General features: G+C 32.3%; 17 protein-coding genes. 9 read left to right on the top strand and 8 right to left on the bottom strand.

Annotation, left to right across the window (positions count from 1 at the left end):
- Nucleotides 1–525 precede the first annotated feature (525 nt).
- Nucleotides 526–732: a DUF6501 family protein gene (locus CD30_RS17450; protein WP_036179832.1), complete on the top strand. Its 207-nt coding sequence runs from the start codon at nt 526–528 to the stop codon at nt 730–732.
- Nucleotides 733–770: 38 nt separating this feature from the next.
- Here CD30_RS17450 and CD30_RS17445 read toward each other — a convergent pair whose 3' ends face one another.
- The 3 genes from CD30_RS17445 to CD30_RS17435 form a co-directional block, all read right to left on the bottom strand.
- Nucleotides 771–1,892: a toxic anion resistance protein gene (locus CD30_RS17445; protein ID WP_052126302.1), complete on the bottom strand. Its 1,122-nt coding sequence runs from the start codon at nt 1,890–1,892 to the stop codon at nt 771–773.
- Nucleotides 1,889–2,539, bottom strand: coding sequence for a 5-bromo-4-chloroindolyl phosphate hydrolysis family protein (locus CD30_RS17440; RefSeq protein ID WP_036179820.1), 651 nt, complete (start codon nt 2,537–2,539; stop codon nt 1,889–1,891). The genes CD30_RS17445 and CD30_RS17440 overlap by 4 nt, the downstream gene beginning before the upstream one ends.
- Nucleotides 2,540–2,695: 156 nt before the next feature.
- A complete protein-coding gene (locus tag CD30_RS17435; protein WP_036179817.1) occupies nt 2,696–2,977 on the bottom strand; it encodes an acylphosphatase in 282 nt (93 codons plus the stop codon).
- 110 nt (nt 2,978–3,087) lie between these two features.
- On the opposite strand from CD30_RS17435, the gene CD30_RS17430 reads away from it, so the two are divergent.
- Both CD30_RS17430 and CD30_RS17425 read left to right on the top strand, forming a co-directional pair.
- A complete protein-coding gene (locus tag CD30_RS17430; RefSeq protein WP_036179815.1) occupies nt 3,088–3,363 on the top strand; it encodes a DUF1033 family protein in 276 nt (91 codons plus the stop codon).
- A gap of 249 nt (nt 3,364–3,612) precedes the next feature.
- On the top strand, nt 3,613–3,813 hold the full coding sequence (locus CD30_RS17425; RefSeq protein ID WP_036179813.1) for a cold-shock protein: 201 nt from the start codon (nt 3,613–3,615) through the stop codon (nt 3,811–3,813).
- A gap of 168 nt (nt 3,814–3,981) precedes the next feature.
- Here CD30_RS17425 and CD30_RS17420 read toward each other — a convergent pair whose 3' ends face one another.
- Nucleotides 3,982–5,586, bottom strand: coding sequence for an ABC-F family ATP-binding cassette domain-containing protein (locus CD30_RS17420; RefSeq protein ID WP_036179808.1), 1,605 nt, complete (start codon nt 5,584–5,586; stop codon nt 3,982–3,984).
- Between the two features lie 171 nt (nt 5,587–5,757).
- Between CD30_RS17420 and CD30_RS17415 the strand changes: the two genes are divergently transcribed.
- A complete protein-coding gene (locus CD30_RS17415; RefSeq protein ID WP_052126301.1) occupies nt 5,758–6,615 on the top strand; it encodes a hydroxymethylglutaryl-CoA lyase in 858 nt (285 codons plus the stop codon).
- Nucleotides 6,616–6,658: 43 nt separating this feature from the next.
- Here the strand turns inward: CD30_RS17415 and msrA are convergent, their stop codons facing one another.
- Entirely contained in the window at nt 6,659–7,174 is a 516-nt protein-coding gene (gene msrA, locus CD30_RS17410) for a peptide-methionine (S)-S-oxide reductase MsrA (protein WP_036179805.1), read from the bottom strand.
- A 161-nt stretch (nt 7,175–7,335) separates the two neighbouring features.
- Here msrA and CD30_RS17405 point away from each other — a divergent pair, with 161 nt between their 5' ends.
- Nucleotides 7,336–8,292, top strand: a complete 957-nt coding sequence (locus CD30_RS17405; RefSeq protein ID WP_036179802.1) for an LCP family protein — start codon at nt 7,336–7,338, stop codon at nt 8,290–8,292.
- Between the two features lie 75 nt (nt 8,293–8,367).
- Nucleotides 8,368–9,591: an AI-2E family transporter gene (locus CD30_RS17400; protein ID WP_052126300.1), complete on the top strand. Its 1,224-nt coding sequence runs from the start codon at nt 8,368–8,370 to the stop codon at nt 9,589–9,591.
- A gap of 52 nt (nt 9,592–9,643) precedes the next feature.
- On the opposite strand, the gene CD30_RS17395 is transcribed toward CD30_RS17400, so the two are convergent.
- Entirely contained in the window at nt 9,644–10,810 is a 1,167-nt protein-coding gene (locus CD30_RS17395) for an aminotransferase class I/II-fold pyridoxal phosphate-dependent enzyme (protein ID WP_036179800.1), read from the bottom strand.
- 174 nt (nt 10,811–10,984) lie between these two features.
- Between CD30_RS17395 and CD30_RS17390 the strand changes: the two genes are divergently transcribed.
- Nucleotides 10,985–11,791, top strand: a complete 807-nt coding sequence (locus CD30_RS17390) for a hypothetical protein (protein WP_036179797.1) — start codon at nt 10,985–10,987, stop codon at nt 11,789–11,791.
- Between the two features lie 129 nt (nt 11,792–11,920).
- Here CD30_RS17390 and CD30_RS17385 read toward each other — a convergent pair whose 3' ends face one another.
- A complete protein-coding gene (locus CD30_RS17385) occupies nt 11,921–12,721 on the bottom strand; it encodes an enoyl-CoA hydratase/isomerase family protein (protein WP_036179796.1) in 801 nt (266 codons plus the stop codon).
- Nucleotides 12,722–12,933: 212 nt separating this feature from the next.
- Here CD30_RS17385 and CD30_RS20220 point away from each other — a divergent pair, with 212 nt between their 5' ends.
- Nucleotides 12,934–13,083 carry a hypothetical protein gene (locus tag CD30_RS20220; RefSeq protein ID WP_156962316.1) on the top strand — a complete coding sequence of 50 codons (150 nt, stop codon included), beginning with the start codon at nt 12,934–12,936 and terminating at the stop codon, nt 13,081–13,083.
- 74 nt (nt 13,084–13,157) lie between these two features.
- On the top strand, nt 13,158–14,021 hold the full coding sequence (locus CD30_RS17380) for a patatin-like phospholipase family protein (protein ID WP_235802088.1): 864 nt from the start codon (nt 13,158–13,160) through the stop codon (nt 14,019–14,021).
- A gap of 37 nt (nt 14,022–14,058) precedes the next feature.
- Here CD30_RS17380 and CD30_RS17375 read toward each other — a convergent pair whose 3' ends face one another.
- Nucleotides 14,059–15,087, bottom strand: a complete 1,029-nt coding sequence (locus tag CD30_RS17375; protein WP_036179793.1) for a PTS transporter subunit IIC — start codon at nt 15,085–15,087, stop codon at nt 14,059–14,061.
- Between the last annotated feature and the right edge of the window lie 343 nt (nt 15,088–15,430).

Here is a 15,430-nt window from a genome sequence, read left to right as displayed (position 1 = left end):
TCTTGTATGCTGTTGTTTGAGGGCTCTGCTAAAAAAAGCAGGCGGTTATAAAGGGAGGGGAATAATGGATAATTTATATAAAAACAATAATTCACGTTTGTTGGTTTTTAATGATATTGTTCATACTTGGCAGTTCCATTATTTTACTCGAGATTAAGTTTGGAAGTGGAAACGCAAGTCTATATTCTTTGATTATTTCAAGTATCATGTTTGTTGTTGTTTTTACAACGCTTATATATTCAATGTAAAAAAGACAAAGTCATCTATAGAAAGATCTTTGTCTTATTAGCTTCTTGAATTCCATTCTGAAATAATAATAAATACAATGGCGAAGAGTATTGCAATTATAAAAAACCAACCTGGTACACCACCGAAAGCCATCAAATCACCTCTATTGTTATCGTAACATTTATTAATAGACTCTTCAACGAGAGAGCAAAAGATAGTATTTCACAAATAGCTAAAAATCGTTTAAAATATGAAAGAGTATTGTAACGTATGAAAAGTAAAAGTGAGGTAATTGTAATGTTGAATTTGAAATGGAAAGATGCGCCAACAATTCGTAAAGTGAAATGTGTAAATACTAATGCGGAAAAATATTTAGTATCCAACGTACTTACTGTTGGTAAAGAATATGAAGTGAAAAATGAGACAGAAGAATTTATTTTTGTAATAGATAATACAGGTAAAGTCGGCGGCTATTATAAAGATTACTTTGAATCTGTAGAATAAAAAATGGGATCCAAAAAGGGAAATACTTTTTGGATCCTTTATTTTTGAGTGAGTTTTTCCATATTTGATTCGAGCAAATGGTGTTGTTCGTTACTTTCGGCTTGAACTCGCAATGTTTCCTCTATTGATTCAAGTAATTTTAACTGTGTCTCTTTGAAGGAGTCGATATCTTCATGGGTAATCGATTTGATTTTTTTGGAGCCCAGTGCAGATGATTGAATCATTTTTGCATTTTTCTTCATCATATCTTCTGATAAATTCATTAAACGTTTTTCAGTAATCTTCATTTGTCTTTGATTATTTATATTAACTAAAATCGATATTTGCGTTTGCCATAAAGGGATGGATGATAATACAGATGTCTGAATTTTTTCCACTAACAATTGATTTGTTTTTTGTATCAACCGAATTTGTGGGGAAGATTGTAAGGCTATTTCTCTTGATAGCTGTAAATCATACATTCTTTTATCTATCCATTCGATTGCATTTTCTAAATCACTTAGTTTTTGCTGCTGCCAACTGTCACTATCTGAAACCGATTCTTTTTGTAGTTTAGGCAGTAGGTTTGTTATTAAGTGCTGTTTTTTTATATCCAATGCGGCGATATGAATATTTATATTATGATAGAATTCTTCATTTAAATTATATAATTTTTCAAGCATATCTATATCAGAAAGTAATCCTTTTTGAGCGTGTAATAATTGAATGCTAAGTCGATCAATTTGTATACTTAAACGTTTGAAATGGGATATCTGTTCCTGAATTGTTGATTTTGCTCGATTAAAAAATTTTGCAAAAAAACCCTTTTTTTCTTCAACTAATGAATCAGGATCAATTTTTTCAAGTTGTTCAATTAACTTAAAAAGGACATCTCGGATAGGGGATGTATCATTTCTTTGAACTTGAATTAATAGATTGTTTGTAAAATGCTTTAGTTTTTGTTGTGCTTCTACACCGAATTGAAGAATGGTTTCATAATTTGTATGTTCGATTTGATTTGCTAACTCTAAAGCTGAATTTTGGTCAGGCTCTGATAAAGAGTGAAATAATTTCGAATTAATTGAGTCATCAACAGTGATTAACTTTTCATTCAAATTATTCAAAAAAGAGCTCTGTTGATTTAATTTTGTTTGTTCATAAGAGCTCTTTTGTTCTGTCATAGATTGTCACCTCTAAATGTCTTTTGGTTACGATTTTTATCATTTTCAAGTTTCGCATAATCTAATTCCATTTTTAAATTTAAAAGATCGGATTCTAAAGCTAATTTTAAATCATTTTCTAATGTTTCGTGCAAATCCTTTAACGTTTTACGTGTATCTTCTAGTGCGAGATGAATTTCCATATCTTTTAGCTGCTGTTGAGTTAACAATGTATATTTACTTGTTAGTTCAACTGCAGAAGGCAAGTGAGAATAGAAAAAGTCTTGTACAGAGTAAAATTTTTGAGGGGATGTTTGTACAATGTTTACTATTCTTCTTGAAAGCTTAGTCATTTCATTTAAAATTTTAAATGAGCTTATTGAACGAACTCTTATATATTGTTGTGTTAATGAAAAAATATGGCTTTTTGCTTGTTTTAATTGAGTTTCAATATGTTTAAGCTCAGAACGTGATAAGCCAAGTTCCTTGCTTTTTTTTGACTTTTGAATAAATTTAATGATACTGTTGCTTACAAAATAAGAGATGATTGTAATGATAGGTACCAGGAATATTCCTAAGTCGAAATTTACTACTAATAATATAAAAACAGTTAAGCTGATTAAGAAGTTGAATGCATGTCTAGTGACGAAGTTCATTACTCCAAGCATTGTTGTACCCCCTTTAGTTCTATAGTTTAAATACGTTTAATGATGAAAAAAGTTTCATTTAGCATATGTATTCTATCTATATGTTACATCCAACGATATGTTTTTTAAAACAGTATGAAAACAATTTTTAAAATAAGGAGAATGATAATAAATGATTTAAACAATATCCGTTTGCATTTTTTTAAACCCCTTCAAATCATGGAAGATTTCAATAGCAAAAGCATTGCTATCAGCCTGTAAACTTATACCCTTTTGAACGAAATTGAGAAATTCTTCAATGGATTTATCTTTCCCTTCAACTTCTACTTCAATTTGCTGTTGCTCATTCAGAATACAATATCCTTTAAGACCTAGTTCAATAGCCTTTTGTTTAATGAAAAATCGATATCCTTTATCTTTAACATCTCCTAGAAATATGATATGTAATCGTTTAGCCATAGGGTATCCTCCTTGATTTTGCCTATATTTTACCATATTGTAAGGGTATTAAGATGTACATATTTCAATGTTTTGTTAAAATACAACTAGAAAGAGGGTAGAATTGTATTATGTACAAAATTATCTATATGAAAGCTGATTATGAGCCTTGGTGGCAATTTGATGGCTGGGAAGAAAATATCGTAACGACTGATGTTTATGAAACCGAAGATGACTTTCGAGAAGCAATTGAGAAAAAGTTAACTACCTTTCATTCTAAATATCCTAACATGGAGACAAAGGATGAAATATATTATGCATTCTGGTCAGATGAAGAGCGAGAATATTGTGAAGCATGTGATGATGATATACAAATCTATCATGGCCTCATTATCGATAAAAAATGATTTTAAATATTAACCTTCAATTTACAGAAATCATTGAAATTTTAATTAATATTGTATAAATTTGTTTGACAATGTGTAAAATGATGGTATAATGAGAATAACAATAAAATTGCTTGACCGGATACAAATGATTCACATATTACAAAGAGTGATCGGTGTTATGTCGGTACTCTATGTAATATGTGAATTTTTTTATACGGGTAAAGTGAATTATTGTTAACTTTAATTTTTTTTTGGAGGTTTTCTTAAATGAAACAAGGTACAGTAAAATGGTTTAACTCAGAAAAAGGTTTTGGATTCATCGAAGTTGAAGGTGAAAACGACGTATTCGTACACTTCTCAGCTATTCAAGGTGAAGGTTTCAAAACTCTTGACGAAGGTCAAAAAGTGGAATTCGAAGTTGTAGATGGCAACCGTGGACCACAAGCTGCTAACGTTGTAAAACTTTAATTTTAAAAATTAAACAATATTTCGTTAATTAATCCAGAGGCATTCATTTTACATGAGTGCCTCTTTTATTTTTGTATGAAGCATTTATATTATATTTAATAATATTATTATGTAAACTAAATGCTGGCAACAAAAAAACGATAGGGTAGTACCTATCGTTTTTTATCATTAAACAATTCCTTGAGCTTGTTTCCACTCTAAGAATTCATCATATGTTAACTGTTTATCAAGAATTGACCCATCATCTTGGATTTCGATGATACGGTTAGCAATTGTTTGAATAAATTGATGGTCATGAGATGTGAACAGCATTGCACCTTTAAAACGAATTAAACCTTCGTTTAATGCTTGAATCGATTCAAGGTCAAGGTGGTTTGTCGGCTCATCTAGTAATAAAACATTTGCACTAGATAACATCATTTTTGAAAGCATACAACGAACTTTTTCTCCCCCTGAAAGTACAGAAGGGGATTTTTTCACTTCTTCACCAGAGAATAACATGCGTCCTAAGAAACCGCGTAAGAAGCTTTCTGTTTCATCTTCAGGTGAATATTGGCGAAGCCATTCAACAAGTGATTTTTCGCTGCCAGTAAAATATTTATCATGGTCATTCTCAAAATAGCTTTGAGATGTTGTAACGCCCCATTTAAATGTACCGCTATCAGGTTCACGTTGTTCCATTAAAATATCCATAAGCGCTGTTTTTGCAAGTGGGTTACCTATTAAAGCAATTTTGTCATCCTTATTCATCATAAAACGAATATCTTTAAATAGGATTTCTCCATCTTGAGAAGCTGTTAATCCATCGACAGTTAAAACATCGTTCCCGATTTCACGTCCGGTTTGGAAGTTAATGAACGGATATTTACGACTAGATGGGCGAATATCATCAAGCTCAATTTTATCCAGCATCTTTTTACGTGAAGTTGCTTGTTTGGACTTTGATGCATTTGCGCTGAATCGTGCAATAAAGGCTTGTAATTCTTTGATTTTCTCTTCTTTTTTCGAATTTTGGTCTTGAGCCATTTTTAATGCAAGTTGTGAAGATTCATACCAGAAGTCATAGTTCCCAACATAAAGTTGGATTTTACCAAAGTCTAAATCAGCAATATGCGTACAAACCTTATTTAAAAAGTGTCGGTCATGGGATACAACGATTACTGTGTTTTCGAAGTTGATTAAAAATTCTTCAAGCCAACCGATTGCTTTTAAGTCTAAGTGGTTCGTAGGCTCATCAAGTAATAATACATCAGGTTTTCCAAATAGAGCTTGTGCTAGTAAAACCTTTACTTTATCAGAACCTTCTAGTTCAGCCATTTTCAGATAATGAAGCTCTTCTCCTATACCAAGACCGTTTAATAGTGTTGCAGCTTCAGACTCAGCTTCCCAACCATTTAGTTCAGCAAATTCACCTTCAAGTTCTGCTGCGCGGATACCATCTTCATCAGAAAAATCTTCTTTCATATAGATTGCATCTTTTTCTTGTTTAACTTCATAAAGGCGTTTATTTCCCATAATGACAGTATCAAGAACATTAAATTCATCATATTCAAAGTGATTTTGTTTTAAGACTGATAGACGTTCATCTTTCCCCATTGAAACATGTCCTTCTTGAGGTTCAATTTCTCCAGATAAGATTTTTAGGAATGTTGATTTACCAGCACCGTTAGCACCTATAAGGCCATAACAGTTTCCTGGTGTGAATTTAATATTTACATCTTCAAATAATTTACGATCGCCATAACGAAGACCTACATTACTAACTTGAATCATGTAAGTTCCTCCTTCATATTCATTTCATATATAAAAAAACTCCGCTATGGAGCTTCTGCTTTATATATACACATAATTAAAATTATACCATGAAGGTTTCATTTTTAAAACTAATTCATTTATAATTATCCATAACGTACGCATTAAAATATTATTTTGGGGGTGTGGGGGATGTTTTTCCCAAATAGAGTTGAAATCACAGAAGTAGGGCCTCGAGATGGTTTACAAAATGAGTCAATCCTTGTACCTACTGAAGAGAAAAAACAATTAATATATCACCTATCACAAATGGGGGTTAAACGAATTGAAACTGCATCATTTGTTCATCCGAAAGTAGTACCACAAATGGCTGATGCTGCAGAGATCGCTTCTTACTGCAATTCATTAGGTTTAACATATATAGCACTTACACCAAATATGAAATCGCTAGAACTTGCCATTCATTCACAAGTTCCTCAAATTGCAGTTTTTGTTGGCGCTTCCGAAACGTTTAATCAAAAAAATATAAATCGCTCCATTGATGATTCATTAAATGAATGTACGTTAATGTTTAAAAAAGCGAAAGAGCATGAAAAATTTATCCGCGCATATGTTTCAATGTGTTTTAGTTGTCCTTATGAGGGTCACATTTCTTTTGACAATGTGAAACGGGTAGTAGAGCATTTTGTAAATATTGGCGCAGATGAAATATCTATTGGCGATACGAATGGGCAAGCAAACCCACGCATAGTCTACGAACGATTTAGTAAATTAAAAGAGTTGTATCCTTCAACAGAATTTGTCGCTCATTTTCACGATACAAACGGATTTGCCTATGCAAATGTTATTGCAGCACTACAAGCAGGTATTACAAAATTTGATAGTTCAATTGCTGGACTAGGTGGGTGTCCATTTTCGCCAGGTGCAACGGGAAATGTTTCTACAGAAGGTTTAGTAAAGCTGTTCCATGAAATGGGGATACAAACAGGAATAGAAATAGAGCAAATGAATGCTGCGAAACTATATGCACTTAAGTTAGTAAAAAAATAGGAAATTGCCTCTTGGAATGATCTATGTTCCTAGAGGCAATTTTTTATTTCCAATGATTATTAATAAAAGTATCTCTACCAGACTTCTCTCGGTCTTCTTTATAATATTCGGGTTCTTTTAAATAGTAATCCTGATGATAGTCTTCGGCATTATAGAAGATATCAGCCTTCAATATTTTTGTGACGATAGGCTTTTTAAATTTACCACTTTTACTTAATTCAAATTTTGAGTTCTCAGCAATGGAACGTTGGTTTTCATTATGGTAAAATATTGCTGTTCGATATTGATCCCCACGATCATGGAATTGTCCTCCATCATCGGTTGGGTCAATTTGCATCCAGAAAATATCTAAAAGTTTATCGTACGGAAAGATTTCGGGATCAAATTCAATCTGTACTACTTCGTAATGACCGGTAGTACCCGTTTTTACTTGTTCATATGTTGGGTTTACTACACTCCCTCCCATATAACCGGATGTAACCTTGTTTATGCCATCCCATTCAGTGAATGGTTTGACCATACACCAAAAACATCCACCTGCAAATGTTGCTTTTTCCAAAAATATTCCTCCTCTATGATTAAAATAAGTAGAATTGTATCATGATAAATTTAAAAGGACAAAAACTTTTACTCAAAAGATATCAATAATATAAATAATTATAATAGAAAATTTTGATATAAGAATAAAAATAAATGGTTTATCAATAAAGGAGTATTTCTATGGAAGATCATCAACTTCATGAAACCAGAACAACAAGGAAACAACAAAAAAAACGTAAGTTTCGAAAAGGTAGAATCTTTATCCTCTTATTTGTCTTACTTATTGCAAGTGCTGCTCTTTATATTTTTAATGAATATCGTAGCGGTCTTGAATTAGCAAGTGAGACAAGACTTCCTGAAGAACCTTTTGTTCCTGACGAACCTATAAATAATGTGACAAATTATTTAATTATCGGTGTAGATAGTAGGGGAGAGGAAAAGTCTCGTTCAGATACAATGATGCTGTTGTCTTGGAATAAATCTACTAATGAGTTAAAGCTCGTATCCTTTATGCGAGACATTTATGCTGAAATACCAGGATATCAATCCTATAAATTGAATACTGCTTATTTTTTAGGTGGTGTGCAACTACTGAAGGATACTCTTTCTGGAATGTTTGATATTCCTATTCATCATTATGCTTTAATTGATTTTCATAGTTTTGAATCTCTTATTGATATTTTGGCACCAGATGGTATTGAAATTGATGTCGAAAAAGATATGTCTGCCTATATTGGTGTATCCTTATCTCAAGGCGTTCAAAAATTAAATGGAAAAGAACTTCTAGGCTATGCAAGATTTAGACACGATGAAGCAGGGGATTTTGGCCGTGTTGAACGCCAGCAAAAAGTAATTGAGGCATTAAAAAATGAATTATTATCGCCAAATAGTATTGTAAAATTACCGAAATTAGTTGGAGCTGCTGGGGGATATATAACAACGGATATGACTACAGCAGAGGAAATAAGTACAGTTACTTCAATCTTACTTGGTGGGGGAGTTGAAATAGAAAAACTTACGATTCCTGTTGAAGGGACTTATTCCTACGGTAGTTATCAACACGCTGGATCTGTCATTGAAATTGATATAGAGCAAAATAAAAATAAAATACATGAATTTATAAATATTGATAGTTAGAAAAGTTATATCATAGAATTTAGCGTGATAAAATAATATAGTAGAAATTTGAATTGCTTTGTGTGAGGTGGTCTTTTGGAAAGAGAGAGAGAAATAGGTAATAGTAGTAAAATATCACGAGAAAAATCAAGGTTTTTTTCAACGAAATTCATACGATTTTTAGGTGGTAAAAATCTATTATTTATATTAATTGCATTATTATTATTAGGTTGTGTCATATTTGTTTACGATAAGATATCCTTTATATTTTATCCATTTCAAGTTTTATTTGATGTGGTGATATTACCTGGTGTACTTGCCATCATCGCTTATTATTTACTTAGACCATTTCATCGTATTTTGATAAATTGGAAGGTTCCGCGAGTTTGGGGAATTTTTATATTATATTTAATTGTTTTAGGGCTACTGACATTACTTATCGTTGCGGTATATCCTTTCCTTCGAGATCAATTTAAAAATCTTATGCATGAATTTCCGATTTATTCAAGGTTAATCATTGAAAATACTGTTACTTTCTTGAACAATTCGAGTTTTCATGAAATCTTTAATAGATACGATTTTGACTATAACGCAATGATCACGGATTTAACTGTAAATCTTAGTACTACTATAAAAAATACTTTCTCAGCTATTGCTTCGGGTGTTGCTTCAGGTATCACAGGCTTTTTATCTAAATTAACTAGTATAATCCTTTCTCTTGTTACAGTGCCTTTTATTTTATTTTATTTATTATATGAAGGTGAGAAACTTCCTAAATTTATTTTAAAAGTGTTACCACCTCGTATGAGAAATGAAGCTAGCCAAGTTATGAAAGAAGTGGATAAGCAAGTAAGCTCTTATATTCAAGGACAGATTTTAGTTTCGATATGTATCGGCGTCATGATGACAATTGGTTTTTTAATCATCGGTTTAGATTATGCGCTAGTTCTAGGTTTCATTGCAATGATTACTAGTGTCGTGCCGTATTTAGGTCCTGTAATTGCTATCACACCAGCGATAATTATCGCTCTAGTCAATTCGCCAATTATGTTAGTTAAGCTAGTAATCGTTTGGACAGTTGTACAACTTGTAGAGGGCAAGCTTATTACACCAAATATAATGGGTAAATCATTATCTATTCACCCTATTACCATCATTTTTGTATTATTAACCGCAGGATCGTTATTTGGAGTTGCAGGAGTAATTTTAGGTATTCCAGGATATGCAATATTAAAAGTAGTAGTTTCCCATTTATATCGATTACTTAAAAAACGTTACAATCGCTACGAATCAGACCCAACTAAAAAATTTGAAGTATAAATAAACGGATTGTTTCATGATTAGAAACAATCCGTTTTTTCATTCCTATTAATTAAACAGTTAAGCTTTTTAATTTATCAATTGCTTTTTTGAGTAACTCCGCAGGCTGAACTAGGGCGACACGTACATAACCTTCCCCTTCAGAACCGAACTCAGTACCAGGTACCATAATAACTCCCGTTTGCTCGATTGCTTTAAATGCAAAGGTTACACTGTCCATTTTATAAGGATACTTAGCCCAAATGAACATTCCTCCATTTGATGGAGCAACAACCCAACCAAGTTCCGTTAAACCTTTCGTTAAAACTCGATGTCTTTCAGAAAATGTTTTGCGCAACTCGGCTGTGATTTCTTCTGCATGATCAAGTGCTAAGGCAGCAGTTGATTGAATAGGATCGAAAATTCCAAAATCAAGATTTGACTTTAACTGTTGAATAATTTTAATCATCTCAGCATTACCGACAATATATGCTACACGAGCACCTGCTAAACTGAAGCTTTTTGAAAGGGAGTTTATTTCTAAACCTACTTCTTTTGCCCCAGGTGCTTCTAAAAATGTGATCGGTTTATCGCCAGTGAAGTAATACTCCGAATATGCCGCATCATGTAATACGATAATGTTATATTTTTTTGCGAATTCTACAACTTCTGTAAAGTATTCAATAGAAGGTGAGGCGGGCACTGGATTGCCAGGCATATTTATTATAAGTAATTTCGCCTTATGAGCAACGTCTTCAGGGATTGCACTTAAGTTAGGTACAAAACCTCTTTCTTCGTCTAAAGGTACAAAATACGCTTGAGCACCAGTTAAGTTAATACCAGCATTGTAAGCAACGTAGGATGGATTTGTTGTTAAGACGATATCGCCTGGGTCACAAAATGCTACAGGTAAATGGACTAATCCTTCTTGAGAACCAATCGTTTGAATGACTTCTGTATTTGGGTCAAGCTCAACATTATTTACTCTTTTATAATATCTAGCTACTGCTTCTTTAAATTCATTCGATGCAGCTAATGTATAGCCGTAAGACGTTGGAAGCTTACTTAGTTTAGCAAGATGTTCACGTAACATCTCATGTGGTGGAATATCAGGACTTCCAAGACTTAAATCAATTAACTCAAGACCGTTTTGTTGCTGTAATTGTTTAGCATAACTTTTTAGTTCAGAAAAAATAGCTGGCTTAAATAATGACATTTTCTTAGATGGTATTATATTCAACGTGAAACACTCCTTAAAGTCAAACAAAATATAACTTCAATTTTAACATACCAATGTGAAAAATTCTTCATGAAGGTAAGAAATTATGGAAGTTATAAACAAATATAATATAATTGTTATCATAAGAAATTTCGTGGTCTGATAATAAACTTATAGAAAAATGGATGTGAGGACATGATTATACATTCTTTAAGTGGTCCTAGTGGTACAGGAAAAAGTACGAGTGCACTTCAATTTGCTCATGAATATGGTATTCGAGCTATTATCGATGATGGTATATTAATCATTGATGGAGAGAAAAGGGCGGGTACATCTGCAAAGTTTGAGAAAAATTCATTAAAAGCCATTCGAAGAGCTATTTTTGAAGATGATATACATAGAGAAGAAGTTATTCAAACATTGATTAAATATAATATTGATTCAATTTTGATTATTGGAACGTCGGACAAAATGACAAAAAAAATTGCAAGTAAATTGAATTTAGGTGACATTCATTATTATCACTACATAAATGAGGTGCGTAACAAACAAGAGATTCAAATCGCACAATTTGTTCGTTTGACACAAGGAATGCATGTTATGCCGATTCCTTATAAACAAGTCGAACAGAACTTTTTTAAACGTTTTATAAGAAAAGGAATTGAAATTTTCTCAAAAAATAAAGAAAAAATAGGGGAAACAACGATTGTTCAACCAGATTTTCATCAGCAAAGAATTGAAATTTCTCATAAAGTATATATCGATTTAATTCGCTTTATTTTGAATCAATACGAATACGTTGCAAAAATAGAAATTATTAATTTTTCTATGAAACAATATCAGCCAATTGTTTACATTGCTATGTCGATTTATGTTCCTGAGCGTTCTACCGTTATTAAAAAAATGGTACGATTACAGGAGCTTATTTGTGAACAATTTTATCAGCATTTTGAATTTGAGCCTAAAAAAATACATCTTTATATAAAAGGAATTATACAGTAAGCATTTCTTTAAGGTATCATTAGAATAAATTTTCATGCCCCCTTATTATAGAGGCTATAGGGGGCTTTTTTATGAATTGCGTTCAAAAAGGCTGCAAAATACATAACTCAAGCAGCCTTTTCATTCGGGTTAATTTTCTTTTTTTCGTGCAAATTTTGGAGGTCTTTTTTCAACAAATGCACGAACCCCTTCAGGAAAATCTGTTGGATCAACAAATGGCGTAGAACCCTTCCATAATACAGGGGATGCGTCCAAACATTCTTTAACGGATTTTTTTACAGCTAGTAGAGATGCAGGAGACATCCCTGCTACTAGTTTACCCATGCGAATAGAAAATCGATTTAAGTCCTTTTCAGCAACTAAATAGTTTAATAAACCAGCTTTATATGCTTCCTCCGCTTTATACATTCGGCCTGTAAAAACAAAATCCTTTGTAGCTGAAGGTCCCACTAAATCTACAAGACGTTTAGCAAATTTGTTATTGAGGGTAATGCCCAATTTACCAACAGGTATACCTAAACGTGCATTATCTGAACCAATCCGGATATCGCATGCTAAAGCTAATTCTAGTCCAGCCCCCATAGCAGGGCCGTTAATAACACCGATGACAGGTAATGGTAAGTTTTCAATAGTGGAAATCGTTTTTTCCATTTGGACAAATGCTTCCTCAGCTTTTTCTAGTGAAATTGCATTGAATTCTTTTATATCCGATCCCGCGGTGAAATTTTCACCTGAACCTTTAATTATTAGCACTTTATTTTTTGGATTATTTAAAGTTTGAACAGCTATTTTTGCTAGTTCGTCCCACATATTAGCTGTTAGTGCATTTTTTGCTTGTGGACGGTGTATTGTAATAATCGCTAACCCAGCTGTTTCTTGATAGATTATTTTAGCATCCTCTTCGTGCATTCGTGTTGTACGTACTTGCATACAAACATCCCCTTTAATCATTGTTATTATTATTATTATTATATAACACTGAATAGTTCCAACACATAAATCGGTATTAATTAATAATTTAACATTATTAATTAGAAAAATTTTAGAATAATTGAATTAATTTAATTATATTTCTATGTACTCTTTACATATGTATTATAATTAGAAGAGTATAATAGACTGGAAATTTTGGGGGGATATTTTTGGAAATCTCTGTTATTATTTTAATGATTATTGGAATTATTATTTTATGGAAGCTAACAAAAAAATTACTTTCTCTTGGTTTAATAGCTGTACTAATTTATTTTGTTTATATAAATTTTGATTCTATTAAGGATTTAATACCTTCCTAAATAGGAGAATTATATTGTCCATTGGTAATTAACAACAATAGTTCCCGTGAAATATAATAGAAGTGGTGATCATGATGGATTTAGTAGATGTGAAAGATACGAGCTTAATTTTGGAAGGTGGAACATTTCGAACGGTTTTCACTGCAGGGATTTTAGATGCTTTTTTAGAAAATGAAATACTGATGCCTTATATTGTAGGTATTTCAGCTGGTGCCATTAATGCATGCTCATATATTTCAGAGCAAAAAGAAAGAACATTGCGCGTATTTACAAATTACCGTCATGATAAGCGATATATCGGATTTCGTAATTTTATTAAAGAAAAAAGTCTTTTTGGTTTGAATTATGCCTATGATGTTATTCCGAATCAATTAGATAAGTTTGATTGGGGAGCATTTCAGTCCTATAAAGGTTCTATACAGTTTGGTGTAACAAACGCCAAAACAGGACAAGTAGAATACAAGAATGCTCTTGAAATGGATAAAAGCTGCACATTATTACGGGCCACTTGTGCAATCCCTGTTCTATTCCCCGAAATAAAAATAAATGAAACACCTTATTTTGATGGCGGTCTCGCAGATCCAATCCCTATACATAAAGCAATCCAGGATGGATATGAAAAACATGTCATTATTTTAACTAGACCTCAAGGATATCGTAAACAGTCGGATCGCCAAAGTAAGTTTACGATGAAATTATTGCAGGCACGTTATCCTAAGCTAGTAGATACGATTAAAAAACGCGTTATTCGATATAACGAAACAATGCACTTTATCGAAAAACTAGAAGCAGAAGGGAAAGTGTTCATTTTTAGACCTGATTACCCAGTCCAAAGTTTAGAAAAAGACGTTAACGTAATGCGTAAAAGTTATGAAATGGGTTATAAACAAGCGATGGGAAAAATGGACGAACTTAAGAAATTCCTAAATATAAAATGAAAATTCGGGTAGCTGAATGAAACGCTACCCGAATTTTTTATTCATATGTTACTTTATAGTCTTCAGCTTCAAACCATTGTAGTTTCTTTTCAAATAGTTTTAAGAATAGTACATTTAAGATAATTGGTAAGGCTATAAATAATGAGAAGGCGATTGTCACACTTTCAAAATTCCATCCAACCATATCTAAATATTTAAGCGGCCCAACAAATCCAGCAAGACCAAATCCCGCACTGTAAGAATCCCCGATGACTTGGAATACACTTGATAAAGCACCTAATATCGCAGCTGTTAAAACCATTGGTAAAGCGATTTTTGGTTTCATAAAGAAGTTACGCATTTGTATTTTTGCAGAAGCGATATGTGCAATTGCAGTTCCTAAGTTGTTTGCTTTATAAGCAGCGATACACATTCCCACACCAGAAGCAGCAACGCCAAGGTTTGCTGCACCTGCTCCAACTCCTGTAATCATAATGGCTGTTGCCACACCAATTGTCGAAATAGGTGAGATGATCAAAATAGAGAAAATCATCGCGATTAACGCACCCATTACAATCGGCTGTAAATCAGTAAGGTAAGTGATTCCGTAACCTAGAGATAGACATCCATCTTTTACATACGGAAGAATTGCTAGCCCTATTAATCCTGGAATAAATAATGTTAAAGCAGGCATTAATAATAATGTCCATTGTTTTAATTTTGAATCTAAAAATTGTACAAATAATACAGCTATTGCGGAAGTAATCCCAATATTAACAACAGTACCAACACCTGCAATTTGCATCGTACCATCTTCTAAAACAGTAGTGACACCACTACCAATAAAAGCAGCTAAACCAATTGAACACATTTGTATAGGAGACAATTTAAATTGAACTCCGACTAATACCCCGATAATAACAGGTAGTAAACTCATCACAATAATTGAAGCTTGTAATACGGGTTGTAACCATGGTGCGTAAGGAATAATCAGTTTTAAAATTTCACCTACGAGTGCATTTGGAATTAAGCAAACAACGATCCCTAAACTCATTCCTGTTAATAACTTACTAAAAAAATCTTTCATAATCTCAAATCCTCTCATAGATGTGTTAGCTAGTAGTATGATTATTATATTAGTTTAGAATTTTAATTCAACTACCAAAATTCTGATAATTACGTAATAAATAAGAATTAAAGGTTTATAATAGATATAAAACGTTATCATGTAGAAGAAAACTTCATAAAAGGAAGTCGAACATTCGCTGAAAATAATTCTTTAGCTATTTCAATATAATGGAATTTACTTAATTTTAAGTTAGTTTACATTCTTTAATGGAAATAATAAAATTTAATTGACAATAATTATTGGAATTTATTTATTATAGAGTCTCGGAATAAATAACAATTTTTCTGGGTGAAATGAACCA

This window comes from Ureibacillus massiliensis 4400831 = CIP 108448 = CCUG 49529 (assembly GCF_000772965.1).
In the GTDB taxonomy this organism is placed as follows: domain Bacteria; phylum Bacillota; class Bacilli; order Bacillales_A; family Planococcaceae; genus Ureibacillus; species Ureibacillus massiliensis.
Note: the sequence above shows the minus strand (reverse complement) of the source record. Positions and strands in the feature narration are given on the sequence as shown.

Coding starts and splice junctions, on each gene's coding strand:
- CD30_RS17450 (WP_036179832.1), top strand. CDS start 526: ATGTTGAATTTGAAATGGAAAGATGCGCCAACAATTCGTAAAGTGAAA.
- CD30_RS17445 (WP_052126302.1), bottom strand. CDS start 1,892: ATGACAGAACAAAAGAGCTCTTATGAACAAACAAAATTAAATCAACAG.
- CD30_RS17440 (WP_036179820.1), bottom strand. CDS start 2,539: ATGCTTGGAGTAATGAACTTCGTCACTAGACATGCATTCAACTTCTTA.
- CD30_RS17435 (WP_036179817.1), bottom strand. CDS start 2,977: ATGGCTAAACGATTACATATCATATTTCTAGGAGATGTTAAAGATAAA.
- CD30_RS17430 (WP_036179815.1), top strand. CDS start 3,088: ATGTACAAAATTATCTATATGAAAGCTGATTATGAGCCTTGGTGGCAA.
- CD30_RS17425 (WP_036179813.1), top strand. CDS start 3,613: ATGAAACAAGGTACAGTAAAATGGTTTAACTCAGAAAAAGGTTTTGGA.
- CD30_RS17420 (WP_036179808.1), bottom strand. CDS start 5,586: ATGATTCAAGTTAGTAATGTAGGTCTTCGTTATGGCGATCGTAAATTA.
- CD30_RS17415 (WP_052126301.1), top strand. CDS start 5,758: ATGTTTTTCCCAAATAGAGTTGAAATCACAGAAGTAGGGCCTCGAGAT.
- CD30_RS17405 (WP_036179802.1), top strand. CDS start 7,336: ATGGAAGATCATCAACTTCATGAAACCAGAACAACAAGGAAACAACAA.
- CD30_RS17390 (WP_036179797.1), top strand. CDS start 10,985: ATGATTATACATTCTTTAAGTGGTCCTAGTGGTACAGGAAAAAGTACG.
- CD30_RS17385 (WP_036179796.1), bottom strand. CDS start 12,721: ATGCAAGTACGTACAACACGAATGCACGAAGAGGATGCTAAAATAATC.
- CD30_RS17380 (WP_235802088.1), top strand. CDS start 13,158: ATGGATTTAGTAGATGTGAAAGATACGAGCTTAATTTTGGAAGGTGGA.
- CD30_RS17375 (WP_036179793.1), bottom strand. CDS start 15,087: ATGAAAGATTTTTTTAGTAAGTTATTAACAGGAATGAGTTTAGGGATC.